The sequence below is a fragment of the Planococcus sp. TJ-201 genome (genome assembly GCF_058268495.1).
In genome coordinates this window covers 270,601-292,131 of the sequence record NZ_JBZDOG010000005.1, presented here as the reverse complement: position 1 = coordinate 292,131, position 21,531 = coordinate 270,601, and the positions used below count along the sequence as shown (strand labels likewise).

Annotated in this window: 24 protein-coding genes; 14 read left to right on the top strand and 10 right to left on the bottom strand. The window is 44.7% G+C overall.

Going from position 1 to position 21,531, the window contains the following annotated elements:
- Nucleotides 1-156 precede the first annotated feature (156 nt).
- Both trpE and AC4EG4_RS14125 read left to right on the top strand, forming a co-directional pair.
- Nucleotides 157-1,506: an anthranilate synthase component I gene (gene trpE / locus AC4EG4_RS14130; RefSeq protein ID WP_490979467.1), complete on the top strand. Its 1,350-nt coding sequence runs from the start codon at nucleotides 157-159 to the stop codon at nucleotides 1,504-1,506.
- A complete protein-coding gene (locus AC4EG4_RS14125; protein ID WP_490988176.1) occupies nucleotides 1,503-2,102 on the top strand; it encodes an anthranilate synthase component II in 600 nt (199 codons plus the stop codon). Before trpE ends, AC4EG4_RS14125 begins: the two co-directional genes overlap by 4 nt.
- Before the next feature lie 88 nt (nucleotides 2,103-2,190).
- Here AC4EG4_RS14125 and AC4EG4_RS14120 read toward each other — a convergent pair whose 3' ends face one another.
- Nucleotides 2,191-3,045, bottom strand: coding sequence for a dimethylarginine dimethylaminohydrolase family protein (locus tag AC4EG4_RS14120; RefSeq protein ID WP_490988175.1), 855 nt, complete (start codon nucleotides 3,043-3,045; stop codon nucleotides 2,191-2,193).
- A gap of 149 nt (nucleotides 3,046-3,194) precedes the next feature.
- Here AC4EG4_RS14120 and AC4EG4_RS14115 point away from each other — a divergent pair, with 149 nt between their 5' ends.
- The gene (locus AC4EG4_RS14115) at nucleotides 3,195-3,617 is read left to right on the top strand and encodes a GNAT family N-acetyltransferase (RefSeq protein WP_490979470.1); all 423 of its coding nucleotides are present in this window, start codon (nucleotides 3,195-3,197) and stop codon (nucleotides 3,615-3,617) included.
- Nucleotides 3,618-3,673: 56 nt separating this feature from the next.
- Here the strand turns inward: AC4EG4_RS14115 and AC4EG4_RS14110 are convergent, their stop codons facing one another.
- Both AC4EG4_RS14110 and AC4EG4_RS14105 read right to left on the bottom strand, forming a co-directional pair.
- Nucleotides 3,674-4,057, bottom strand: coding sequence for a nucleotide excision repair endonuclease (locus AC4EG4_RS14110; protein WP_490979471.1), 384 nt, complete (start codon nucleotides 4,055-4,057; stop codon nucleotides 3,674-3,676).
- 95 nt (nucleotides 4,058-4,152) lie between these two features.
- The gene (locus tag AC4EG4_RS14105) at nucleotides 4,153-4,800 is read right to left on the bottom strand and encodes an SDR family oxidoreductase (protein WP_490979472.1); all 648 of its coding nucleotides are present in this window, start codon (nucleotides 4,798-4,800) and stop codon (nucleotides 4,153-4,155) included.
- Between the two features lie 131 nt (nucleotides 4,801-4,931).
- Here AC4EG4_RS14105 and AC4EG4_RS14100 point away from each other — a divergent pair, with 131 nt between their 5' ends.
- On the top strand, nucleotides 4,932-5,213 hold the full coding sequence (locus AC4EG4_RS14100; RefSeq protein ID WP_490979473.1) for a DUF6509 family protein: 282 nt from the start codon (nucleotides 4,932-4,934) through the stop codon (nucleotides 5,211-5,213).
- Between the two features lie 42 nt (nucleotides 5,214-5,255).
- On the opposite strand, the gene AC4EG4_RS14095 is transcribed toward AC4EG4_RS14100, so the two are convergent.
- The gene (locus AC4EG4_RS14095; RefSeq protein WP_490988174.1) at nucleotides 5,256-5,993 is read right to left on the bottom strand and encodes a SurA N-terminal domain-containing protein; all 738 of its coding nucleotides are present in this window, start codon (nucleotides 5,991-5,993) and stop codon (nucleotides 5,256-5,258) included.
- 252 nt (nucleotides 5,994-6,245) lie between these two features.
- On the opposite strand from AC4EG4_RS14095, the gene hisC reads away from it, so the two are divergent.
- Both hisC and AC4EG4_RS14085 read left to right on the top strand, forming a co-directional pair.
- On the top strand, nucleotides 6,246-7,355 hold the full coding sequence (gene hisC, locus AC4EG4_RS14090; protein WP_490988173.1) for a histidinol-phosphate transaminase: 1,110 nt from the start codon (nucleotides 6,246-6,248) through the stop codon (nucleotides 7,353-7,355).
- A gap of 123 nt (nucleotides 7,356-7,478) precedes the next feature.
- The gene (locus AC4EG4_RS14085) at nucleotides 7,479-8,387 is read left to right on the top strand and encodes an NAD(P)/FAD-dependent oxidoreductase (protein WP_490988172.1); all 909 of its coding nucleotides are present in this window, start codon (nucleotides 7,479-7,481) and stop codon (nucleotides 8,385-8,387) included.
- A 5-nt stretch (nucleotides 8,388-8,392) separates the two neighbouring features.
- Here AC4EG4_RS14085 and AC4EG4_RS14080 read toward each other — a convergent pair whose 3' ends face one another.
- Nucleotides 8,393-9,112 carry a YwaF family protein gene (locus AC4EG4_RS14080; protein ID WP_490988171.1) on the bottom strand — a complete coding sequence of 240 codons (720 nt, stop codon included), beginning with the start codon at nucleotides 9,110-9,112 and terminating at the stop codon, nucleotides 8,393-8,395.
- A 173-nt stretch (nucleotides 9,113-9,285) separates the two neighbouring features.
- On the opposite strand from AC4EG4_RS14080, the gene AC4EG4_RS14075 reads away from it, so the two are divergent.
- Together AC4EG4_RS14075 and AC4EG4_RS14070 are read left to right on the top strand one after the other, a co-directional pair.
- Complete coding sequence (locus AC4EG4_RS14075) at nucleotides 9,286-9,585, top strand: hypothetical protein (RefSeq protein WP_490979478.1); 300 nt, start codon at nucleotides 9,286-9,288, stop codon at nucleotides 9,583-9,585.
- Nucleotides 9,586-9,673: 88 nt separating this feature from the next.
- Nucleotides 9,674-10,042, top strand: a complete 369-nt coding sequence (locus tag AC4EG4_RS14070) for a nuclear transport factor 2 family protein (protein ID WP_490979479.1) — start codon at nucleotides 9,674-9,676, stop codon at nucleotides 10,040-10,042.
- A gap of 62 nt (nucleotides 10,043-10,104) precedes the next feature.
- Here the strand turns inward: AC4EG4_RS14070 and AC4EG4_RS14065 are convergent, their stop codons facing one another.
- From AC4EG4_RS14065 to AC4EG4_RS14055, 3 genes are read right to left on the bottom strand one after another with little or no spacing between them, the layout of a single operon-like run.
- Entirely contained in the window at nucleotides 10,105-10,674 is a 570-nt protein-coding gene (locus AC4EG4_RS14065; protein ID WP_490988170.1) for a 5' nucleotidase, NT5C type, read from the bottom strand.
- Nucleotides 10,671-11,771: a bifunctional diaminohydroxyphosphoribosylaminopyrimidine deaminase/5-amino-6-(5-phosphoribosylamino)uracil reductase RibD gene (gene ribD / locus AC4EG4_RS14060; RefSeq protein WP_490988169.1), complete on the bottom strand. Its 1,101-nt coding sequence runs from the start codon at nucleotides 11,769-11,771 to the stop codon at nucleotides 10,671-10,673. The genes AC4EG4_RS14065 and ribD overlap by 4 nt, the downstream gene beginning before the upstream one ends.
- A complete protein-coding gene (locus tag AC4EG4_RS14055) occupies nucleotides 11,758-12,519 on the bottom strand; it encodes a GTP cyclohydrolase II (protein ID WP_490988168.1) in 762 nt (253 codons plus the stop codon). Before AC4EG4_RS14055 ends, ribD begins: the two co-directional genes overlap by 14 nt.
- A 247-nt stretch (nucleotides 12,520-12,766) precedes the next feature.
- On the opposite strand from AC4EG4_RS14055, the gene AC4EG4_RS14050 reads away from it, so the two are divergent.
- The 3 genes from AC4EG4_RS14050 to AC4EG4_RS14040 all read left to right on the top strand — a co-directional run bounded on the left by AC4EG4_RS14050 (nucleotide 12,767) and on the right by AC4EG4_RS14040 (nucleotide 14,815).
- Entirely contained in the window at nucleotides 12,767-13,264 is a 498-nt protein-coding gene (locus AC4EG4_RS14050; protein WP_490979483.1) for a ferritin, read from the top strand.
- 64 nt (nucleotides 13,265-13,328) lie between these two features.
- On the top strand, nucleotides 13,329-14,060 hold the full coding sequence (locus AC4EG4_RS14045) for an ABC transporter ATP-binding protein (protein ID WP_490979484.1): 732 nt from the start codon (nucleotides 13,329-13,331) through the stop codon (nucleotides 14,058-14,060).
- Nucleotides 14,057-14,815, top strand: coding sequence for an ABC transporter permease (locus AC4EG4_RS14040; RefSeq protein ID WP_490979485.1), 759 nt, complete (start codon nucleotides 14,057-14,059; stop codon nucleotides 14,813-14,815). The genes AC4EG4_RS14045 and AC4EG4_RS14040 overlap by 4 nt, the downstream gene beginning before the upstream one ends.
- 78 nt (nucleotides 14,816-14,893) lie before the next feature.
- Here AC4EG4_RS14040 and AC4EG4_RS14035 read toward each other — a convergent pair whose 3' ends face one another.
- Nucleotides 14,894-15,952: a saccharopine dehydrogenase family protein gene (locus AC4EG4_RS14035; RefSeq protein ID WP_490988167.1), complete on the bottom strand. Its 1,059-nt coding sequence runs from the start codon at nucleotides 15,950-15,952 to the stop codon at nucleotides 14,894-14,896.
- Between the two features lie 178 nt (nucleotides 15,953-16,130).
- On the opposite strand from AC4EG4_RS14035, the gene AC4EG4_RS14030 reads away from it, so the two are divergent.
- Nucleotides 16,131-17,132 (top strand): S8 family peptidase, encoded by a 1,002-nt coding sequence (locus AC4EG4_RS14030; RefSeq protein ID WP_490988166.1) that lies wholly within the window; start codon nucleotides 16,131-16,133, stop codon nucleotides 17,130-17,132.
- 72 nt (nucleotides 17,133-17,204) lie between these two features.
- Here the strand turns inward: AC4EG4_RS14030 and AC4EG4_RS14025 are convergent, their stop codons facing one another.
- Nucleotides 17,205-17,996: an alpha/beta fold hydrolase gene (locus AC4EG4_RS14025; RefSeq protein ID WP_490988165.1), complete on the bottom strand. Its 792-nt coding sequence runs from the start codon at nucleotides 17,994-17,996 to the stop codon at nucleotides 17,205-17,207.
- A gap of 250 nt (nucleotides 17,997-18,246) precedes the next feature.
- On the opposite strand from AC4EG4_RS14025, the gene AC4EG4_RS14020 reads away from it, so the two are divergent.
- Both AC4EG4_RS14020 and AC4EG4_RS14015 read left to right on the top strand, forming a co-directional pair.
- The gene (locus tag AC4EG4_RS14020; protein WP_490988164.1) at nucleotides 18,247-19,665 is read left to right on the top strand and encodes a YfcC family protein; all 1,419 of its coding nucleotides are present in this window, start codon (nucleotides 18,247-18,249) and stop codon (nucleotides 19,663-19,665) included.
- Nucleotides 19,666-19,877: 212 nt separating this feature from the next.
- Nucleotides 19,878-21,515, top strand: coding sequence for an ABC transporter substrate-binding protein (locus AC4EG4_RS14015; protein WP_490988163.1), 1,638 nt, complete (start codon nucleotides 19,878-19,880; stop codon nucleotides 21,513-21,515).
- Nucleotides 21,516-21,531 lie beyond the last annotated feature (16 nt).

Here is a 21,531-nt window from a genome sequence, read left to right as displayed (position 1 = left end):
ATAATTGCATTTTAAGTGCGATCCAGTTTTGGCGACCAGACTCTCGGGACCATAAGCTCCCGGCTGTGCAGCAAAAAAATGCCGCTTCTCGGACGGCTTTATGCCTGTTGAGTCCTGATGATTGCCTCTGCTTTTAAGAAATGGAGATGAGTCGAGATGAGCAACGAAATGAAGACGAGAAAAATTGATGGAGATTCCTTAACGCCTATTGCGGTGTTTAACCGCTTGGCAGGAGCACGGAAATGCCTGCTGGAAAGTTCGTTGAAGACCAGTGTGACAGGCCGCTATTCTTTTATCGCAGCAAACCCGTCGATCGGTTATATTGGCCACGGCCAGCAATTGCGGGAGATCGATTTCCGCACAGGCATTGAAAAAGTGCATGACGGCAAACCTTTAGAGCTGATTAAAACATTAATGCCTCGTTATGAAGCAGAAGTCGAAGGCTTGCCGTTTACAGGCGGCGCCCTCGGTTATATAGGCTACGACGCCATTCAAGTTTACGAACCGATCAAAGCACCAAAAGAAGACAGCCTGCAGATGCCGGATATTCACTTGCAGGTTTACGAGACCATCGTGGTTTTTGACCATGTAAAAAATGATGTAACCATTTTGTCGTTTGAAGACAAGCTGGATGAAGTGGAACAGCAACTGTCTGTACCAGAACCTTCCACAGCAGTAGATCAAGAGTCCCTGCAATTCAGTTCCAAAACCACCGATGCCCTTTTCCGCGAACAAGTGGAACAGGCAAAAGACCATATCCGCAAAGGCGACGTGTTTCAGCTGGTGTTGTCGCAGCGCTTGTCTGCGAGCTATAAAGGGGATGCGTTTGCACTGTACCGGAAATTGCGTAAGCAAAATCCGTCTCCCTATCAATTTTTCATTGATTTTGACGGTTACGCCGTCGTAGGAGCTTCTCCGGAAAGTTTGTTGACGATCCGCGGAAGCCATATGGTGACCAACCCGATTGCCGGAACCCGCAAACGCGGCAGGACAGCAGGGGAAGATGACCAACTGGCGGAAGAGCTGGCGGGAGATGAAAAAGAACAAGCTGAACACAAAATGCTGGTAGATCTCAGCCGCAATGACGTGGGACGGGTCGCGCAGATTGGTACGGTCGAAGTACCAAAGTACATGGTTATTGAAAAATACCAGCACGTAATGCACTTAGTATCAGAAGTAACAGGCGAACTCGACAACAAAATGCATCCATTAGATGCATTGGTCTCTTGTTTGCCGGCTGGAACGGTCTCAGGCGCTCCGAAAGTGCGGGCGATGCAATTGATACAGGAATTTGAAGAAGAGCGCAGAGGGGTCTACGGAGGGGCTATTGGCTACTTGGGATTCAATGGGAATTTGGATGTTGCATTGGCAATCCGTACTTTTGTGGTCAAAGATGAAATGGTCCATGTTCAAGCAGGTGCAGGCATCGTCTTTGATTCAGATCCGCAAGCAGAATACGAGGAAACGTTGCACAAAGCACGTTCTCTCACGGAGGTGTTCGGATGATTTTGTTAATCGATCATTACGATTCGTTTACTTATAATGTGTATCAGGCAGTTGCGGCTATGGGGGTAGAAGTTGAAGTGGTCCGTTCGGGTGTTTTAACGCTGGATGAAATCAAAGCGAAAAATCCGCAAGCTATCATCCTGTCACCTGGCCCCGGTCATCCATTGGAATTGCCGGAATCAATTGAGGTGATTCAGGAACTGCACCAATCCGTTCCAATATTGGGCATTTGCCTCGGCCAGCAGCTGATTGGCGCGGCATTTGGAGGCAATGTGGTTGAAGCTCCTTTTATCCGCCACGGCAAGGTCTCTGAAGTGTCCCATGAGCATCAGGGGCTGTTTCGAAACATGCCGCAGCCGCTGCCGGTTATGCGGTATCATTCGCTCGTTTTAGAGCCCGAAACATTGGCTGACTGTTTAGTTGTCCAATCGCGGGCACTCGATGATGGGACGATCATGGCTGTCAAACACCGGGACTATCCCGTTTACGGCATCCAATTTCACCCCGAGTCAATTGGGACACCAGACGGGGTAGAGCTAATGAAAGAATTTATTGAGCAGGTTCAGCAAGGTCAGAAAGCTGTGAGTCATCTATAGAATACACAGAAAATCCCAAGCCATTGCGGCTTGGGATTTTAATTATGGGTTGAAAAGACAATTGAACAGTTCGCATTGGATCAAATGCTTATGCACGGATCAACGGCATGGTACAGCAGCGGAAAGCTCCGCCTGATTTGATGATTTCCGAATAATCAACTTCGATTACATGAAAGCCACGGGCGGTCAATTGTTTGTTGACTTGCTGGTTCTGCGGCTGGCTGAATACTTTTCGGTCGCCGATGGACAGCACGTTGGTGCCAAGTGCAAACTGTTCTTTTTCATTCACCCGAATGAGTGTGTAGCGTTCGGCGAGCATCTGGACGGTTGCCATGTCGAGCGCTTCCGGGAAAATGAGTGCTTCTGTTGGCGACAAGATATTGAACACACAGTCGAGATGAAGATATTTTTCATTGAAAGAAACAGGAATAACCTCGAAATCCGGCAATTGGAGCTGCAAATCACGGATGGCTTTCTTGGAAGTGCGGCTGCTGACGCCGACAAATACCGTATCGCGATCGATAATAACGTCGCCGCCTTCAATGCGGTGTCCTGTTAACTGCTTAAAATTAACATCATGTACTTCCATCCACTTGCGAAGTTCCTGTTCTTCGCCTTGGCGAATTTCCGATGCCATTTCGCTGATGAAGACTGTTTCTCCAATGGTGAACCCAATGTCACGCGTAAAAACTTGTTCCGGGTACTCTTCAGATGGCTCGATTAAATCGGTTTGGACACCTTGGTCAATCAAAGCCTGGATAAATGCGTTGTGCTGATGAAGCGCTTTGGCCACATCGATATTTTCATCTTTATATCTTTTCTGTACGTCGTTGATGACATCTTTAATTTCCATATAACGTGGCGGGCAAAGCAGCACGCGCCGGAGCGGATCGTATTCACTTTGGCAACGGGCAGAAGTGCTTTCTCTGATAAATGACGACATATGGGTTCCTCCAATAAAACGTAGTTATTAACCCTGTATTCCTTTTGGGCAGCAAGTTAAAACATTGGATTAAGAGAAGATTCACAAAATAAAAGAACAGTGAGAAAATGGAAGCGTGCAGCAAAAACGTTGAAAAGAGGATAGAGCCAATGAAAATTACGCAACAAGAAGTGACAGAAGATCGCGATTTTATCCGAAAAAAAGTGATTGAATACAATAATGCAAATTTGCCTCGAGAAGCGGATTCTCCAATGGAACAAATGAGCTTTATCGTTCGCAATGATGGAGGAGAAATTATCGGTGGATTAACGGCTACGGGTTTTTGGCGACATTTGCATATCGATTTTTTGTGGGTCGACCCAGCATGGAGAGGCCAGCGGATTGCGGAAAAGCTGATGGCTCAAGCAGAAGTTTACGCACGCAGCAAAGGCCATCGCCTGATGGTTGTCGACACCCTCAGTTTTCAAGCTCCGGAATTTTATAAAAAACAGGGCTTCACAGAATTCGGGGTCCTCGCTGATTTTCCGGAAGGCCATAGCCACCATTATTATCAAAAAAAGCTGACTACATAAGTTGGCCTTTATAAATAAGCAAATAAAAAAACAGAAGCCCGAGAGCTTCCGTTTTTTTATTGCTGTTCTTGGTAAAACACTTTATCAACATTGTATTTAGCTTTTTGGGTGTTGATCAAGTAGGTTTCGTAAATGTCGCGCTCCATTGGATCTTCCACAATAGAAACGGTGATGCGGTATACTTCTTCACGATGGTTTTTCAACGGTGATACCGAATCTTCGAAATGTTTTTTCACGCGTTGGCGAAGTTTGCGGGCTTTTCCGACAAACAACAACTCGCCGCTGTGGTTGAAAAACTGGATAATGCCGCCTTTATCGCGCGGAATATCGTGCAAATCGATAAAGCCGAATAATGGTTTGATGACAGCTTCGTCACCTGTAATTTCCTGTTTGCGCTGTGTAATCGTCACATCCGCTTTTGGTGGTTGAATATTAATCATGCTTATCACGTCCTCTAATTATCGTATTGCCTATTTTAACACAAAAAAGAGCGGAAATCCATCCGCTCTTTTTTTACATGCTATTCGACTCGCTTCTATAAAGAATCTAATTGGCTGCTTGCTGGCTGGTCGCCTTGCAGCACTTCGAATACCTTGTTGTACGTATTGCTGCGGTCTAAAACTCCGACCAATACATGTGCAACGTCCGCTCTTGGAATAGATCTTCCTTCCAATGAAGAAAATCCTTCTAGCGAAACTTCAATCTTCTCAGATTTGTCTTCGTCAGAAAGTGCTCCTGGACGGACAATCGTGTAATCCAAATTAGTTGTCTTCAGCAAGTCGTCTGCTGTGCGTTTAGCTACAAGATAAGGTTTCATCGCTTCGCCGCCGGCATCAGGGTCGTCTGATCCCACTGATCCTAATTGTACAAAGCGTTTGATGCCTTTTTCCTGTGCGTATTGAGCCGCTTTGACCGATCCCCATAAATCGATGGTCAAGGTTTTGTCAGCTCCTGTTGAAGGTCCAGAACCTGCAGCGAAAATAACAGCGTCAATGCCTTCAAAAGCATCGCTGAAATCTTTTTCTAAATCCGCCAATACGACCTTAGATGCTCCAAGTTCTTTCATTTTATCTACTTGTTCTTCTTTGCGGACCATTGCGGTCGCTTCATGGTTTGATTCGGCCAATTCTTTGACAACGTTGCGGCCGACTTGACCGTTTGCTCCAATAACTAATACGTTCATTCGATTCCACTCCTTTAATTGTCTTCACTTCATTTGTGTTCCCGTTTAATAGTGCATTAAACGTTTTATTTTCACATGCAACTGTCCAAAAAGGTGCAGACACGCTAGAATAGAGGAACGGAGGTGTTACAATGCAAATTACAGATTATGTATTCCACAAAATTAACGATCCTACGGGCATCATGGTAGGCGACCGTTACGAGTTTTTGTTGAATGTCGAAGTTGACGAAGATGATGAACTATATACCGAAGGCGGATTGGAACTGCGCGTTATAATCGCTGCAGAAGAAACTGGTGCCCGCGTAGCGCATTACAACTTTATTGACAAACAAACAAGAGGCGCACTTGAATTTGGACTTGAAGACGAGGAAGAAGAAGAAATCCTTGCCTACTGTTCAGCAAAACTAGCTTAATCAAACAAACATCCTGCTCAATTGCGAGCAGGATGTTTTTGTTTAAATCTTAATTTCTATTTCAGCCGATTCTTTCAGTTCTTCAATGCGGGTAAATACCGCTTCTTGTGTTTTCTGTTGCTCAAGAGACTGGCGGATGCTAGGCTCCATTTCCTCCATAGGCGGTACTTCTTCTTCAGAAGTTTCGACAAAACCATTATACGATTCCTGTATTTCTTCATCGGTCACTGCAGCTGGTTCGATTTCTTCGGCAACATATTGTTCGTATACCAGTTGTTCGCGAAGCTGCACTTCCATGTCTTCTAGTGTGAAGCCAGTTTGTTCCAGTGCTTCATTCATGGCTTGTTCCGATTCAAACTGGCCTTTCAAGTCTTCCAGGCGCTCTTTAACGATCTCTTCGTCAGCTTCCAAGCCTTTTTGGGCTGCGTCATTCAAGATGACTTTATTGCCTATCAACACGGATAAGGCCTGTTCTTTTACCATTTCATCCGTTTCACCTGATGTTGTGTGCCCCTGGGAAGTCAGAGTAGTTTCGAGCTGGCGCGCTACGCTATTATAGACGTTTCCTAAAATGTCTTCTCCATCTACTGTAACCACGACATCTTCTTGAGCAGGCAATTCCAAGGAAGATTGCTCAGGAGTCGTTTCAGGAGCAGCTTCTTCCGTTGTTTCGGAATCGGGTTCAGCGGTTTCTTCAGGGGCTGTCTCTTCGTTAGCTGAACACGCGCCCAGTATCAGCAATAAAAGGAAAGGGGCAAATGCGAATTTCATTTTCTTCATCGTGTTAAAACTCCTCTTCAGTTTCATCTGCTTAACAGTAAACCATATTTTATTATTCGGCACAATATAGTGTGGTTGTGTTCAAGTAATGCCGCAATTCTGTATAATGAAAAGAGGGGACAGCAAAAAGTTCTCTAAAAATCCACATCCACGTGCCTGAAACGATTTTTCAGTTGATTTGCTAGCTAAGGCTGATATGATTATAAGAATATAAAGAATGATCCATCACTTACATCTTTTGGAGGAGTTACTATGACCGGTTCGAACAATATTAAAGCGCGCAAAACTTTGGAGAAAATCCAGCCGTACTCGCCTGGAAAACCAATTTGGGAAGTCCAAAAAGAGTTGGGGTTGGAACGTGTCATTAAATTGGCTTCTAACGAAAACCCGCATGGCCCATCACCTAAAGCAGTGGCAGCTATTCAAAATGGCTTATCGGAATTAAACCGCTATCCCGATGCGGATGCCAGCGCATTGAAAAAAGCGATTGCCAACGAATTTCATGTGAATCCGACACAAGTCATTCCGACCAATGGAGCGGACGAATTGATCACACTGATTTCTGAGGCATTTCTCGAAGAAGGCGACGAAGTGATTGTGCCATCTCCATCGTTCAGCGAATATGACTTTGGTGCGCACATTATGGGCGCCACAGTCGTGCCGGTAAAATTTGCAGAAGGATTCGAGTTTGATGTGGATGCGATGATCGCTGCTGTAACCGAAAAAACCAAAATTATTTACGTATGTTCACCAAACAACCCTACCGGCACATATATGTCCAAGTCAGATTTGGATAAATTAGTAGAAGCAATCGATGATGTGTTAGTGGTAATCGATGCGGCTTATCATCATTTTGCAGATGCTCCCGATTACAGTAACGGGATAGAATACATCAATGCAGGACATCCTGTTTTGACGCTTCAGACGTTCTCAAAAATTTACGGCATTGCCGGAGTGCGGGTTGGTTTTGGGATTGCCCCCGAATCAATCATTGAGTCTATCTTAAAAGTAAAAGAGCCATTCAACGTCAATACATTAGCGCAAATTGCGGCAACAGCAGCAATTGAAGACACGGAGCATGTGATGACTTCCAAAAATGCCAATAAAGCTGGGCGTGAACAATTGTACACGGCTTTTGACGAGCTGGGATTGGCGTACATCGACAGCATGGCAAACTTTGTCTTGGTTCGAATCGGCGAAGACGGTGAAAAACTTTATAAGGAATTGATGGCGAAAGGCGTTATTGTCCGCCACGGGAAAATTTGGGGACTGCCTGAATATGTCCGGGTTTCTGTTGGAACACCGGAAGAAAATCAATTTTTCATCGATGCCTTAACGGGATTATTGGTTAAACAAGCTTAAAAGAAGCTCCAGAAATGGAGCTTCTTTTTTATTTGCACACTTTTACATCCTGCTGAAACGATTGTTTAGTAAAGAGGAGAATCGGGAACTTTCTGGGAATGACTTGATTAAAGGATGGATGTTATGATTTTTGATTGCGCGATAATCGGAGGCGGTCCTGCAGGATTGAATGCAGCATTGGTACTCGGAAGATCCAGAAGAAAAACTGTGCTTTTTGACGATGACAACGGCCGCAATTTGGTGACCAGAGAATCGCATGGCTTTATAACAAGAGATGGTATTGAACCGAAAGAACTTAAACGTTTGGGCCGCGAGGAAATCGGAAAATATAACTCGGTGGATATCAAAAAACAACGCATCGTTCGTGTAAATCGTGTTTCCGAAACACATTACGAGCTGGTTACAGCAAGTGGAGAGGTGTTTCACAGCATCAAAATTATCATCGCCGCAGGACTGGTAGAAGAACAGCCTAACGTTCCGGGGATTGAGAAATTTTACGGCACCAGTTTATTCAGTTGTCCTTATTGCGATGGTTGGGAACTACGCGATCAGCCGCTGGCAGTTATTGCGGATAAGCAAGTTTTTGAGTTAGCGAAGAAAATCTATACATGGAGTCGGGATTTAATCGTCTTTACAAACGGAGAAGGCCGGCTGGAAGAAGAGGACAAGCAAAAATTGCTTCGAAAAGGCATCAAAGTAGTAGAAGACATTATTGACGGTCTTGAAGGCGATAACGGACAATTACGCAGCGTCAGACTTGAAGACGGTACGCTGATTGACCGGGTCGGCGGTTTTGTGACACCGTTGTGGAGCCATTCCACTCTTTTTGCTAAAGAACTTGGCTGCAAGTTCAATGCCCATGGAGGCATTTTAACGGATGATTATGGCCGGACCAATGTTTGGAACGTTTACGCGGCAGGGGACGCTTCATTGATTGTGCCTTCCCAACTGGTAATTGCTGCTGGTGAAGGAAGTGCGGCTGCTATCGGTGTAAACGGAGATTTAGTCAATGAATACTTCGATATGGAATAACACCCTTAAGAAGGTTTTACGAACTTTCGAAATACCAGGTATTGGCAAAAAAACAGCAGTAAAGCAGTCAGGCATAGGTTGATGTAATACCAAAGGCCGTCTCCAAAGAAATCGAGTGGAGAAGTGGTCGTTGGACGTTGCATTAAATAAAGAAAATTGGAGTCGCTCCATGGATTGACCCAAAAACCGATAAGTGCAGCATAAGCCAGCACCAGTACGTAGGATGAAAAAACCGAAGGCAATGTTATGGCAGCAGGACGGGATAATGCCAAAAACAAGCAAGACCAAGGAATGGCTATGTGATGAACAAAGAATTTCCAAAACCGAAAATGCTCATAATCATAGGGCAATTCAGGCGTAATCAAAGCCAAAAATGCGGGCACAATGCCGATGTAAAAAGATACTTGAATCCATAAAGGGCGCATGGTCAGAAGGCCAATCATGGCTGTGAGCGAAGCTATGCCGCAAAGGTGCAGCGGCATTTGCCCGCCAAAGCTCCACACATTATTTGTGATGGCCCAGTAATGATAGGAAATTTCGGAAATGATCAAAATAACGAGAAGAGGCCAGCGCAGCGATTGAAATAACCGCTTTTGTTCTTTCAGCCCTTTCCTTGCAGCAACAAGCGCAAAAATGCCTGTCACAGCGATGGCTAATGCCAGCAGGTGGTTTAGAGAAAAGGGGATAAAAGGGTGTGTGGATGTCGCCGCAAACCACGTTTCCATAGTAATCCTCCTATCTTAAATTCTTATAGTAAGAATAGTCTAACACTTTATTGGGTCAGTTGGTCTATCTCCTAAAAAATCACAAGCGAACGGATCGCGTGGACAGATGCTTTGCTAAAAACACTTGGTTTGCGATAAACTGCTAGAAAAGGATCTGTAGGAGGAATGCCAATTTGGACCAACTAAATTTACTGTCGTCCATCACTTACATTGACACGGAACGCTCGATTGAGGCCGGCGAAATGAAAATTGTCGAAACCGAATGCAACATTCAATTATACGAAGACACATTGGTGACTTCTGCGACAAAATTTCATGTAGCGAATGTATGGGATATTTCCTATAAATCGTTTTCTTCAGATGCCAGCTTACTATACCTCCATACACATCGAGGCGTGTTGACCTACAAAATCCATACAGATCCGGATAACTTCGTAGAAACGTTTAAAAAATTGAAAAACGAGAATTATTAAAGAAGACAGATCTTTTCTGGCTTCTTTTTTCAACCTTATTTACACTGCAGGAAGAGTACGTTATTTCTGGGAGAAGGGAGAAAAAATCATGAAGGAAAAAATTAAAATTGCAGAGCAATGGACCACAAAAGTAAACGAGCGAGACATCAAAGGCGTGCTGGAAGTTTCCGACCCGCACATTGAATTGATTGGTCCGAGAGGTTCAGCTGAAGGGCACGACATTCTTCGGCAATGGGTTCAGGAATCGGGCATTCAAATGGAAACGCTGGACTACTATGCCAAAGGCAACGAAGTAGTTTGTGTGCAACGAGCTACATGGGAAAATCAAAATGGCCATGTTACAATCTATACCTTTATGGATATCAGAAATGGAAAAGTCCATCGATTGGGCAGGTACGATACCTTGGATGACGCTTTTGGCCAATGTCAGTTAAATGAAGAAGACAAAGTTGAATAATGCCACATAAAATAAACCAGGCAGAGAAAAGAATCCTTTTCTCTGCCTGGTTTATTTGTGTTTTACTTTCTGCTGCCCATCATATCGCCCAATTGATCCCAATTTGTCACGCGTGGCAAATCAAGGTGGCGATTATACGATTGGTCTTTGACAACTACTCTCACGGGCTCATTTGCTAAAGTATCCAAAACAGCCGGCTTATCATCGAAATAATAATCCAACTCAAGGCTTTTAATAACTCCAACTTTTTCCGAATCTTTCATCCCGCAGAAAAATTTCTCCCGCTCAATAGGGAAACCTTGCTGAACGAGCCAGTTAAATGTGTTTTCCGTGTACTCAGGGGGACGAGAAGTAATATAGAAGATCTCATGGCCGCCCGACTCGAGCTGCTTCAGCAATTCAAGTGCACCGGGATAGACGGGACAATCGGTAAAGTACAAAAAGTCTAAAGATTGGTTCCACATTTTCGTGCCTTCTTCATCGTTCATGCCGAATGCCTCGTGTATTTCAACACGGTTTAAAGCGTGGAAAATATCGATATCCACTTGTTCGTTCAACTGTTGCTGGTAATAGTGAAATGCGTACTCACGTAAATTGATCAATGTATCGTCTATATCGAATCCAAATCTCATATGCTTCCTCGCTTTTCGGGATATCCCATAAATTTAAAATCTTTGCCAATTTTACTGAACTCGCCATCACGGATATCGACGGCGTCTTTCATCCATTCTACGCCTGTCCCTTCAATGAAAGTCGGTGCGATTTTGCCGCCAACAAGTTTAGGAGCAAAGTAAAAGACTACTTTATCGACTAATCCCTGTTCCAAAAATGCAGCGTTGATGGTGCCGCCGCCTTCAATAAAGAGAGAGGAAATGCCTTTTTCACCCAACAGGCGAACAACGTCGAGTACGTTTACTTGAGTATCACTGTTTGTTTCATAAACAGAAACTCCCAGCTGTTCCAGTGCCTTTCTCTTCGTTGCATCATGAGTGCGGCTTGTGAAAATCCAAGTGTCAGCCAATCCATCCGTCGCAAGTTTTGAGTCGAGCGGAATGCGCAATGTAGAATCGAGAACGATGCGCAGTGGGTTGCGGCCATTTGGAATGCGGGCGGTCAACTCTGGATCGTCTGCAATCACAGTTCCAACACCAACCAGAATGGCCATATGCTGACTGCGTAAAAGGTGGACATCCAATCGTGCTTCCTCGGAAGTGATCCATTTGCTGTCGAGAGAATGAGTGGCAATTTTGCCGTCAAGCGTCGAAGCGGCTTTCAAGGTCACGAAAGGGGTTTTTTCAACAATGAATTTATTAAAAACTTCATTCATGGCTTGAGACTCCTGCTCGCGAACACCGACAATCACTTCGATGCCAGCGTCTTCCAACATCCTCACGCCATTTCCAGAAACAATTGGATTGGGGTCGAGCGCAGCCACCACCACTTTTTTTATGCCAGCATCAATGATGGCCTGTGCACAGGGACCAGTCCGCCCGACATGAGAACACGGCTCAAGCGTTACATAAATGGTCGCGCCCTGGCTCATATCCCCTGCCATGCGAAGTGCGTGGATTTCAGCATGAGGCTCTCCAGCTCTCAAGTGGGTTCCAATGCCAACGATCCGGCTATCATTGACGATGACGGAACCCACAAGCGGGTTTGGATCCGTCTGTCCCATCAAGCTTTTCGCATTGCTGAGTGCGAGGTCCATATAAAACTCATGGCTTGGCATGGACAATTTCCTCCCCGTCTTTGAGATGGCCCGAGCGGTCAATTTTAGTCTGCAAATAATTGGCGTTGTATTCGGATTCATCTCCCCAAAGAGAAGTTCTTGAGGCAATTTGGAGCCCAGCTTTTTCAATGGCTGCGATTTTTTTAGGATTGTTGGTCATCAACGTGACTGGTTTGGTGCGCAATGCCCGTAAAACCGCAATCGCGTCTCCATAATTTCTGGAATCGTCCACATAGCCTAACTGCTCATTGGCTTCAACAGTGTCGTAGCCGTTTTCTTGCAGGACATATGCCATCGCTTTGCTGAAGAGGCCGATGCCGCGCCCTTCATGGTTGGCCAAATAAAATAAAGCCCCCGTGCCATGATCGGTTATCCGTTTCATGGATTGTTTTAATTGGTAACCGCAGTCGCAGCGCTTGCTGCCGAAAATATCGCCCGTGTGGCAAATAGAATGCATGCGAATCAATGCCTCTGGGTTGTTTTCGAAATCACCATAAACCAGTACGCTCGATTGCTGGTATTCTGCCAAATTTGCAGAACTGAGCTTCTCGATAATGCTCTCATAATCTTCGGTTACTTCTTCAAGACTTAGCCAGCAATACCAATTGAATATGAAAGTTTCTTCATATAAATTTACAGGCAGCCGAATCGGCCCGACGAGATAAACTGCACCGTCTTCGGCCGGGATCATTTGAATTTTCTCTTTTAATATAGCAAAGACCTTTGGATCTAGCTTCATGTCTGTCATGTCAAGTTCCCCCTATATGTACCCTGTCTATATGATATCGTACTACATGATGTTACTAAAAGTAAGTTATTAGCTTGAATAGGTTACAAACAATAATTATTATCATTTAGAATCAATCCAAAACTATGATTACTGATATTTATTCTCATTTAAAAACAAATTTTCTCATTTAATTTGATTATCTTCACATCATATGTTATGTTTACTACATTATAATAATTCTAAATAAGAAAGAGGAGGAATAAACATGTTATCAGAAAAACTAACAAATGCATTAAACGACCAGTTCAACAATGAATTGCAGGCGGCGCATGCTTATACAGCGATGGCAGCTTATTTTTCAAAAAAAGGATTTCACGGATTTGCAAACTTCTATTTGATCCAATCAAGAGAAGAGCATTCTCACGCGATGAAATTCTACAATTATTTGGTGACAATGGATGAAAAACCAGTTTTACAGGCTTTAACGGAACCCAAAAACCACTTTGTCAGTGCGTTGGATGTTCTGGAAAGTTCATTATCGCAGGAGAAAAGCGTGACCAGCAATATTTATGCATTGGTGACATTGGCTGGTGAAATGCAGGAACATGCGACACTTTCTTTCCTCGATTGGTTTATCGAAGAACAAATGGAAGAAGAAAAATCATTCCGCGACATCATTGCAAGAGTGAGAGCAATTGAAGAAGGCGGCGAGTACTTCTTGAAAATGGACGATGAGTTCGCACACCGCAAATTGGAAGAATAATAGCAATGCGGGCAGCACACAGTGAAAAGTGTGCTGTTTTTGTGCCCGAAAGGAAATGGTATCGATGTCAACAAACTATAAACCGGCTGTCCATTTTAATCATGTGGATTTTTCATTTATGGAAAATCAAATTTTAAAAGGCATAACCGGCTCTTTTCCAGAAGGGAAAATAACGACGCTGGTAGGTCCATCAGGAGCAGGAAAAACGACCTTATTGAAATTATGCAACGGCTTGTTATCGCCTCAGTCTGGTGAGGTTTATATCAAGGATCAGCCAATCGAAGGCTACGAACCCGTTGAACTTCGCCGCCTAGTGGGCATTGCCCTTCAAAGTGCTCCGATGGTTGCTGGCAGTGTTTACAAAAATTTGAGCTTGCCATTGGAACTGCAAGGGAAATCCTTATCCAAAGCCGAAGCAGAAGAACTGCTGCACGATGTGGGACTCGAAGAAGAGCTGCTGGAACGGAAAGTTAAAGACTTGTCCGGCGGTCAGCGGCAAAAAGTTTCCATTGCTCGAACACTCGTCAACAAACCGGCTGTTTTGCTGCTCGATGAGATTACGTCTTCCCTGGATCGAACATCTTTAAAAGAAATTGAAGAGCTGATTGTAAAAATCAATCGAAAATACGGCACCACCATCATTTGGATTACGCATAACCTCCAACAGGCGCGTGAAATTGGTGATTTTACGTGGGTCATGATGGATGGCGAAGTAGTTGAAACGGGCGAAAGCAGTTTGCTCAATGATCCGGAAAATGACAAAGTCAGACAGTTTGTGATGGGGGAAGCGCAATGAGCTATTTAACCTTATCTATCACCTTGATTTTCGTTGTGATTCCCTTATTGTTATCTAAAACCTTAAACCTTGGTCTCGAGAGAGATACCATTGTCGCCACTTTGCGCTCGATTGTTCAGTTATTGGCAGTCGGTTATGTATTGAAGTTTGTATTTGATTCGGAAAGCTTGGTTTATATTTTTCTGATGGTCGCTTTGATGATTGTGGCGGCCACGCACAATGCACAGAAAAAAGGAGCCGCCATCCAAGGCATCACGTCAAAGGTGGCTGTCACCTTGATATCTGTAGAAGTGTTGACGCAAGGCATCCTGCTGGGATTCAACATTACGCCAGCAACCGCCCAATACATCATTCCGATTAGCGGAATGGTCATCGGAAATTCAATGGTGCTGTCGATTCTTTTCCTGAACCGATTTACATCAGAAATTGAGTCGCACCAAGATGAAACCGAGTTGATCCTGTCGCTCGGAGGAACACCGAAACAAGCGATCCACACGCAACTGATCAATTCGATCAAAGCCAGCATGATTCCGACCATTGAAAGTCAAAAAACGGTCGGGCTTGTCCAATTGCCCGGCATGATGAGCGGCCAGATCATTGCAGGTGCGGACCCAATCCAAGCGGTTCAGTTTCAGCTGCTGATCATGTTCTTATTGCTAACTACGGCTGCAGTAACCAGTGTAATGCTGGGCTTTCTGTCTTATCCAACTCTGTTCAATCAACGGATGCAATTAATGAGAAAAGACCTGAGTTAAACGTAAAGACAAATCCTGAAATTCAGGATTTGTCTTTTTTGCTTAGAAAATACTGACTATGGCGCTGTCATTCAGCTGTCACGGATAAAAAGTATCTATTTCAAAAGTGCCCGAACCCGGTAAATTTTCCACCAAACTGGAACCGAAAAGGCCAGCAGGTGTGTAGTATCCGCCGTCGATTTTTTCAATCAGCAGGCGGCGGACTATCTCGAGAGACCCATAGACTGTTAAATCGTAAACATTGGCTGTTCGGATGCGTGCAACTTTGATGACACCCTGCTGGTTTTTGGCTTCTCCCCAAATATAGCCGGGCGAGTTGGCGCGGACACTGTCAGTTGGGCCCTGTACCTGTTTTTCCACTTGCTTCTGCAGTTTTTCTTTGATCCACTCTGTGGCCAGCAGCGGACCCGCTGCTCCCATCAAACGTGCGCTGTAAACCCGTGAGGTCCGCATCGGAATCCAGGCAGAGATGTTCGGAATGCCTGTTGTATAGAACGCAGTTGACACATCGCCCCACGGAATCCCCATGGCTGAGCGCGAACCGCGACCGAAATCAATGGTACGGTGCTGGCTCCCGAGAGCGACCGTTTTTAGAATGCCATCTTTTCTGTGCATGCTCCCTGAGCCCAGACCTTGGATCATGGTTTTGAACGTTCCGGGTGAAATGCCGGAATCCGAATCAAATCCAAGTGCCAGTTCCGTTGCATCAGGCAGCTCTTCATTTAGTTTTAAAGCAGTGCAATCGGTCGGCACCACATCAAAGCCTACCCCCGAACAGAGGATTATGTTTTTTTCTGCAGCCTGAGCATGCATGGAATGGGTGTGTTCGAACACGGAAACTTCACCTGTAATGTCCAAGTAATGTGTTTTTGCAGACAGACACGCATCGATCATGGGTTTGCTGGTCACTTGAAAAGGACCTGCACAATGAAGCACCAAATCAATGTTTTGTAACTGGGCTGCCGCGTGTTCATCCAACGGAAAAGCTTGGAATTCCAGTGACAACTCTTGGGCCAGTAGGCGGATTTTTTCAGCGCTGCGTCCGGCCAAAATAGGAGACATGCCTCGCTTAACAGCTTCTCTCGCAATCAACTCACCTGTATAGCCATTCGCACCATAAATCATCCATTTTTTCATTTTATCGGCTCCTCGTTTTTAGCACTTCTGTTTGTATTCTGTAAAAAATAGAAAAATCCTTTGTTCATTATGCGAAGCGTTACATCATACCGCTGGATAACAATAAATAAAGGATTCTGAAGAAACACATCGAATTAGTGAAGTAAGAAAATCAATGGAAATGATGAGGAGTGAAATAATGGCGAAACTGCATTTAATTCCTTACCGCGTAGAAGAAATTACAGAACAGGCACCACAGGTTCCAGAAGGCGTCCAGATGATTCAGGCACCGGACGTATGGGAAGCGGCAGAACGAGGAAAAGGAAACATTGTAGCCATTCTCGATACAGGCTGCCAGCCGGATCATCCGGATCTGCAGGACCGAATCATTGGCGGGAGAAACTTCACGGCTGATTTTGATGGAGCCCAGGCTAACTTTGATGACAATAATGGCCATGGCACACATGTTGCCGGAACGGTTGCTGCTTCATACAGAGACAATGGAGGAATAGCAGGAGTAGCACCCGAGGCCCATCTGCTCATTTTGAAAGTGTTGACGGGAGAGGGCAGTGGGGAATACCAGGGAATCATCGATGCCATCCATTTTGCGATCGATTGGAAAGGCCCTGGTGAGGAGACCGTGAGTGTTATTTCGATGTCGTTGGGAGGACCGGAAGATGTCGCCGAGCTTCATGCGGTGATTAAACGTGCGGTAGACGCTGGAATTCCAATTGTCTGCGCTGCAGGGAATGAAGGGGATGACCTGCACGATACGGACGAGTTTGCTTATCCCGGAGCTTACGGGGAAGTGATTCAAGTGGGGGCGGTCGATTTTAACCGGAGGATTGCTGCCTTCAGCAATACGAATGATGAAATTGACTTGGTGGCTCCGGGAGTCGATATTTATTCGACGTATCCCGGAGGAAAATACGCCAGCCTCTCCGGCACCTCCATGGCAACACCCCACGTTTCTGGCGCTTTGGCATTGATTAAAAATATTTCAGAAAAAGAGTTTGCACGTGAACTGACTGAAGCCGAATTGTATGCACAATTGGTTCGGCGTACCATGCCGCTCGGCTATCCCAAATCTGCAGAAGGGAACGGCTTGCTGGCATTGGATATTTTAAACAAAATTGAGCAGCTGTTTTCACTAATCAACACGTCTTATCGTATCGGTACTCAAAACAGCGAAAGAAAATAGAAACAAGAGCGATTCTGGGTAGGATAACCGGAATCGCTCTTTTAAAAGACGCTGTTTTCTTTATTTCAGATTCTAGTGCCTAGAGTTAAGCTTTAGTTGTTGTGAGTCTAGAAATTGATGGACCACATCGTTGAATTCTGGGAAATGCCTCGGGGGCACTTGATGGCTTGCCCCTTTGATGTAGACCACTTTCACATTGGATACAGAGTGCTGGAAGGGAACCCGATAATGGTGCATCTTTTTTTCCAGTGAGCCATAGACCAACAACACCGGCATTTTCAAACGATAAAGTGAATGAGTTGAGTTGTAGGTAAGGCCGGCTTTGCAAAATTCGTAAACACTTTGGGCATTGGCCAGTTTGCCGTATTGGTAAAATTCAGCTTCATCTTCTTTAAAGTATTTATGCGAAAATGCCTGCATCTTAGCCAATACCTCGACTTTATCGAGTTTGCTCATGGCCATGCCGAATCTGAGCATGCTTTTTAAGTTGAGGCTATCAACCCTCGAATAGCCGCCGCTTAAAACAAGTGCTTCTGTTCGCTCTGGGTATAACAACGCAAATTCCTGTGCAATAGTGCCGCCATTTGAAAAGCCGCAGATTACAGCCTTTGGTATATTTAATTCGTCCAACAGGGACTTTAAATCTTTTGCTAAAAGTTCTATTGATAAAGGGATATGTCCTTTCGAACTCAGTCCGTGGCCGCGAAGGTCGTAAAAGATCGTTTGGAAATCCGGAGTCAGCCGTTTTTGATGCTTAAAAACCACGTGTCCCATAACCGGAGGATGGATAAAAACAATAGGTGTTCCTTGGCCAGCAGTCTCGTAATACAGCGCTGTGGCATCTTCCATATAAGCAAATGGCATAGATAACGTCCCTTCTATAAAAAATCGATTGGTGGAGGCGAAGAATAAACGCTCATTCTTAATCTATACCCGTAACGGGAGAATATAGCGCATCGTTCAAATTAAGAGCATCTCTCAGTTGGATTTCTTCTTAAAAATTCCGAAAAAACAGATTTGATAATTTTCTCTTAAACTTATATACTAATACACAATCCTTTTCGGATGGCGAAAGAAAAGGAAATAGAATAGATTTGAAGGGAAATGGAAATTTATGAGTGTCCCCACCAACCAGAAAGCAGCAGATGGTAAGAAGAAAAAGAAGTTTGAAATGCCGGATACATATGTAATCTTGTTTATCGTTTTATTAATGGCTGTAGCGGCCACATATATCGTACCAGCCGGATCTTTTGAACGGGAGATGGTAGATGAAGTTGAACGGATAGTGCCGAATACGTATGCACAAACCGACAGCAACCCAACAGGCTTTATGGATATCTTTCTGGCATTGCAGGCAGGAATGGTCCAATCAGGCGGATTGATTTTCCTGGTTTTGTTTGCCGGAGGAGCATTTGAAGTGGTGGAGCGCTCTGGAGCCATCAAAGGCGGCATCTTGCGCGCAGTCAATAAAACAAAAGGGAAAGAATTTTTACTCATTGCCTTGGTTTCCATCCTCTTTGCGCTGGGTGGAGCAGTCGGCGCAGTCGCCAACTCCATTATTCCTTTTGTGGCGATTGGGGTCATCATTGCAAGAGCTTTAAAGCTGGATGCAATTGTTGCTGTGGCTATTACGTTCGGAGCAACGTTTGCAGGTTTTAACGTCGGATTTTTGAATCCCTATACGGTTGGGATTGCTCAAACAATTGCGGACGTGCCTTTGTTTTCGGGTATGGGGCTGCGTGTCATTGCCTTTGTCGTAATCGTCGGCGTGACGATTTTGTATACGTGGAGCTACGCAAAGAAAGTATTGGCAGACCCATCCAGAAGTTTAATTGGCGTGCTGGATGAAGGAGCGAAAGACGAATCTCCGCTGGATGCTCCGTTTACGACACGGCACAAGCTGATTTTGTCGTTTGTTGGTCTATGCTTGGCATTCTTTGTATATGCGACAATCGAATTTCAATGGACCATTGACCACATGGCTGCATTCTTTATCATCATCGGTATCGGTGCAGGTATTATCGCGGGAATGGATTACAATAAATTAACGTTGACCTTCTTGGAAGGCTGCAAAAACTTGGTATACGGTGCATTGATTATTGGTGTAGCTCGCGCCATTTTGATCGTGATGGAAAATGCGCTGATTTTGGATACCTTTGTCCAAGCCTTATCAGTGCCTTTAGCAGGACTATCACCTGTCTTTGCGGCATTGGGGATGTTTGTTGCCAATGGTGCACTAAATTTCCTTGTGCCTTCAGGGAGCGGCCAGGCAATGATCGTTATGCCGATCCTGGCGCCGTTATCGGATATGATCGGTGTCACTAGGCAAGTGGCTGTTCAGGCCTATCAATTTGGAGATGGATTTACCAATAGCATCTTCCCAACATCTGGACCTTTAATGGCGAGCCTGGCTGTGGCCGGTGTGCCGTGGATCAAATGGGCAAAGTGGATGCTGCCGCTATTGTTGATGTGGGTCGTTATTGCAGTTGTTATGCTGACAGTTGGCGTACTGATCAATTGGGGACCGGTATAAAGAATTTGGCAAATCCGTTTAGCAGCGGATTTGTTTTTATTTACATAAGAATAATCTTAAAAAGACTTTTTATGGAGAAATTTTAATATTTATTTGATAATTTGCATTAAAATGCTTATACTAATATTTATATTCTTTTTGTCTATTAATATGCATATTTTACTTACGATATGTATATAAAAAAGATAAAAAACATACGAGGAGGAAACGGAATGGGGAAAAGACAGCATCGTGCATTTTATTTTATGCTGATTTTGGTTTTATTGTTGGCAGCATGTTCCGGGGGCAATGAAACGGGAAGTTCGGAAAATGCAGAAGATATGACAGAAGAAGACAAACAAGGCGGTACATTGATTTATGGCCGTGGAGCTGATTCGGTTGGATTGGATCCGATCAATGTTACAGATGGCGAATCTATCCGCGTCACCCATAATATTTTTGAGACTTTATTGGAATACGATCAGAACTTGGAACTTCAGCCGAAATTGGCTACAGAGTACAGCTCGAGTGAAGATGGCTTGACTTGGACCTTCCAATTGCGGGAAGGCGTTAAGTTTCATGACGGAACGGACTTTAACGCAGAGGCAGTCGTTTTCAATTTCGAACGATGGATGGATCCGGAAAACCCATACCACCAAGGAGATTTTCCTTATTATCCGTTTCTTTATGGTGGATTTAAAGGCGATGAAAACCATTTAATCGAGCATATTTTAGCGACTGGTGAACATGAACTTGAAATCAAATTGAAACGCAAAACGGCGCCATTCCTTAGCTATTTAGCCATTTCCATGTTCGGAATCGCGAGCCCGGCAGCTATTGAGGAATATGGAGCTGAGTTGAACGAAAATCCCGTAGGAACGGGACCTTTCATGTTTGAAGAGTGGAGCCGCAACAGCACCATTACACTGGCGAAAAATCCAGAGTACTGGATGGACGGCAAACCGTATTTGGACAAGGTCATCTACCAGGTCATTCCTGAAAATGCAGCGCGTTTGAACGCATTGCAGACTGGGGAAATCGATGTCTTGGACGGCATGAACGCAGGTGACACCAATGTCGTGGAAGAAACACAAGGGCTTGAGCTGCAGAAGCGCCCAAGTTTTAATATCGGCTACATGGCCTTTAATATGGAAAAAGAACCATTTGATGATCCATTGGTCCGAAAAGCGATCAATATGGCCATCAATAAAGAAGAAATTGTCGATGCCTTTTACAACGGGATGGCAGACCCGGCAACAAGCCCATTGCCACCTTCATTATGGAGCCACGACGACTCTTTGGAAAAATACGATTACAATGTTGAAGAAGCAAAAAAACTGTTGGCTGAAGCAGGCTTGGAAAATGGCTTCGAGACCGAATTGTATACGATGAGCAATCCGCGTCCGTACTTGCCAGAGCCAATGAAAATCGCCGAAGCGATCCAATCGGATTTAGCCGAAATTGGCATCACAGCTGAAATCATCTCAACAGAATGGGCCACTTATCTGGATGACACGAAGAGCGGGAAGCACAGTATGGCAATGTACGGCTGGACGGGCGTCATGGCAGATCCCGATAACTTCCTGTATCCAAATTTGAGCAAAACCAATGCGGAAGTACCTGCACAGAATATTGCTTTCTATAAGAGTGATGAGTTTACGTCGTTGATTACAGAAGCGCGTGAAACCATTGACCAGGACAAACGGACAGAGCTTTACCAGGAAGCGCAGCAGCTATTCCAGGAAGATGCACCGTGGGTCATGCTTGCGTATACGACTCCGCCGCTTGCACAAAGCGATTACGTGGAAGATTACGTGCCGCACCCAATGAGCAACGATTTAATGACGGACGTGTACTTATCAAATCAATAGTTTGGAGTGGATGAGG

Bases quoted from the DNA above. Each gene is read 5' to 3' on its own strand.
- trpE (WP_490979467.1), top strand. From the start codon at position 157: ATGAGCAACGAAATGAAGACGAGAAAAATTGATGGAGATTCCTTAACG.
- AC4EG4_RS14125 (WP_490988176.1), top strand. From the start codon at position 1,503: ATGATTTTGTTAATCGATCATTACGATTCGTTTACTTATAATGTGTAT.
- AC4EG4_RS14120 (WP_490988175.1), bottom strand. From the start codon at position 3,045: ATGTCGTCATTTATCAGAGAAAGCACTTCTGCCCGTTGCCAAAGTGAA.
- AC4EG4_RS14115 (WP_490979470.1), top strand. From the start codon at position 3,195: ATGAAAATTACGCAACAAGAAGTGACAGAAGATCGCGATTTTATCCGA.
- AC4EG4_RS14110 (WP_490979471.1), bottom strand. From the start codon at position 4,057: ATGATTAATATTCAACCACCAAAAGCGGATGTGACGATTACACAGCGC.
- AC4EG4_RS14105 (WP_490979472.1), bottom strand. From the start codon at position 4,800: ATGAACGTATTAGTTATTGGAGCAAACGGTCAAGTCGGCCGCAACGTT.
- AC4EG4_RS14100 (WP_490979473.1), top strand. From the start codon at position 4,932: ATGCAAATTACAGATTATGTATTCCACAAAATTAACGATCCTACGGGC.
- AC4EG4_RS14095 (WP_490988174.1), bottom strand. From the start codon at position 5,993: ATGAAGAAAATGAAATTCGCATTTGCCCCTTTCCTTTTATTGCTGATA.
- hisC (WP_490988173.1), top strand. From the start codon at position 6,246: ATGACCGGTTCGAACAATATTAAAGCGCGCAAAACTTTGGAGAAAATC.
- AC4EG4_RS14085 (WP_490988172.1), top strand. From the start codon at position 7,479: ATGATTTTTGATTGCGCGATAATCGGAGGCGGTCCTGCAGGATTGAAT.
- AC4EG4_RS14080 (WP_490988171.1), bottom strand. From the start codon at position 9,112: ATGGAAACGTGGTTTGCGGCGACATCCACACACCCTTTTATCCCCTTT.
- AC4EG4_RS14070 (WP_490979479.1), top strand. From the start codon at position 9,674: ATGAAGGAAAAAATTAAAATTGCAGAGCAATGGACCACAAAAGTAAAC.
- AC4EG4_RS14065 (WP_490988170.1), bottom strand. From the start codon at position 10,674: ATGAGATTTGGATTCGATATAGACGATACATTGATCAATTTACGTGAG.
- ribD (WP_490988169.1), bottom strand. From the start codon at position 11,771: ATGCCAAGCCATGAGTTTTATATGGACCTCGCACTCAGCAATGCGAAA.
- AC4EG4_RS14055 (WP_490988168.1), bottom strand. From the start codon at position 12,519: ATGACAGACATGAAGCTAGATCCAAAGGTCTTTGCTATATTAAAAGAG.
- AC4EG4_RS14050 (WP_490979483.1), top strand. From the start codon at position 12,767: ATGTTATCAGAAAAACTAACAAATGCATTAAACGACCAGTTCAACAAT.
- AC4EG4_RS14045 (WP_490979484.1), top strand. From the start codon at position 13,329: ATGTCAACAAACTATAAACCGGCTGTCCATTTTAATCATGTGGATTTT.
- AC4EG4_RS14040 (WP_490979485.1), top strand. From the start codon at position 14,057: ATGAGCTATTTAACCTTATCTATCACCTTGATTTTCGTTGTGATTCCC.
- AC4EG4_RS14035 (WP_490988167.1), bottom strand. From the start codon at position 15,952: ATGAAAAAATGGATGATTTATGGTGCGAATGGCTATACAGGTGAGTTG.
- AC4EG4_RS14030 (WP_490988166.1), top strand. From the start codon at position 16,131: ATGGCGAAACTGCATTTAATTCCTTACCGCGTAGAAGAAATTACAGAA.
- AC4EG4_RS14025 (WP_490988165.1), bottom strand. From the start codon at position 17,996: ATGCCATTTGCTTATATGGAAGATGCCACAGCGCTGTATTACGAGACT.
- AC4EG4_RS14020 (WP_490988164.1), top strand. From the start codon at position 18,247: ATGAGTGTCCCCACCAACCAGAAAGCAGCAGATGGTAAGAAGAAAAAG.
- AC4EG4_RS14015 (WP_490988163.1), top strand. From the start codon at position 19,878: ATGGGGAAAAGACAGCATCGTGCATTTTATTTTATGCTGATTTTGGTT.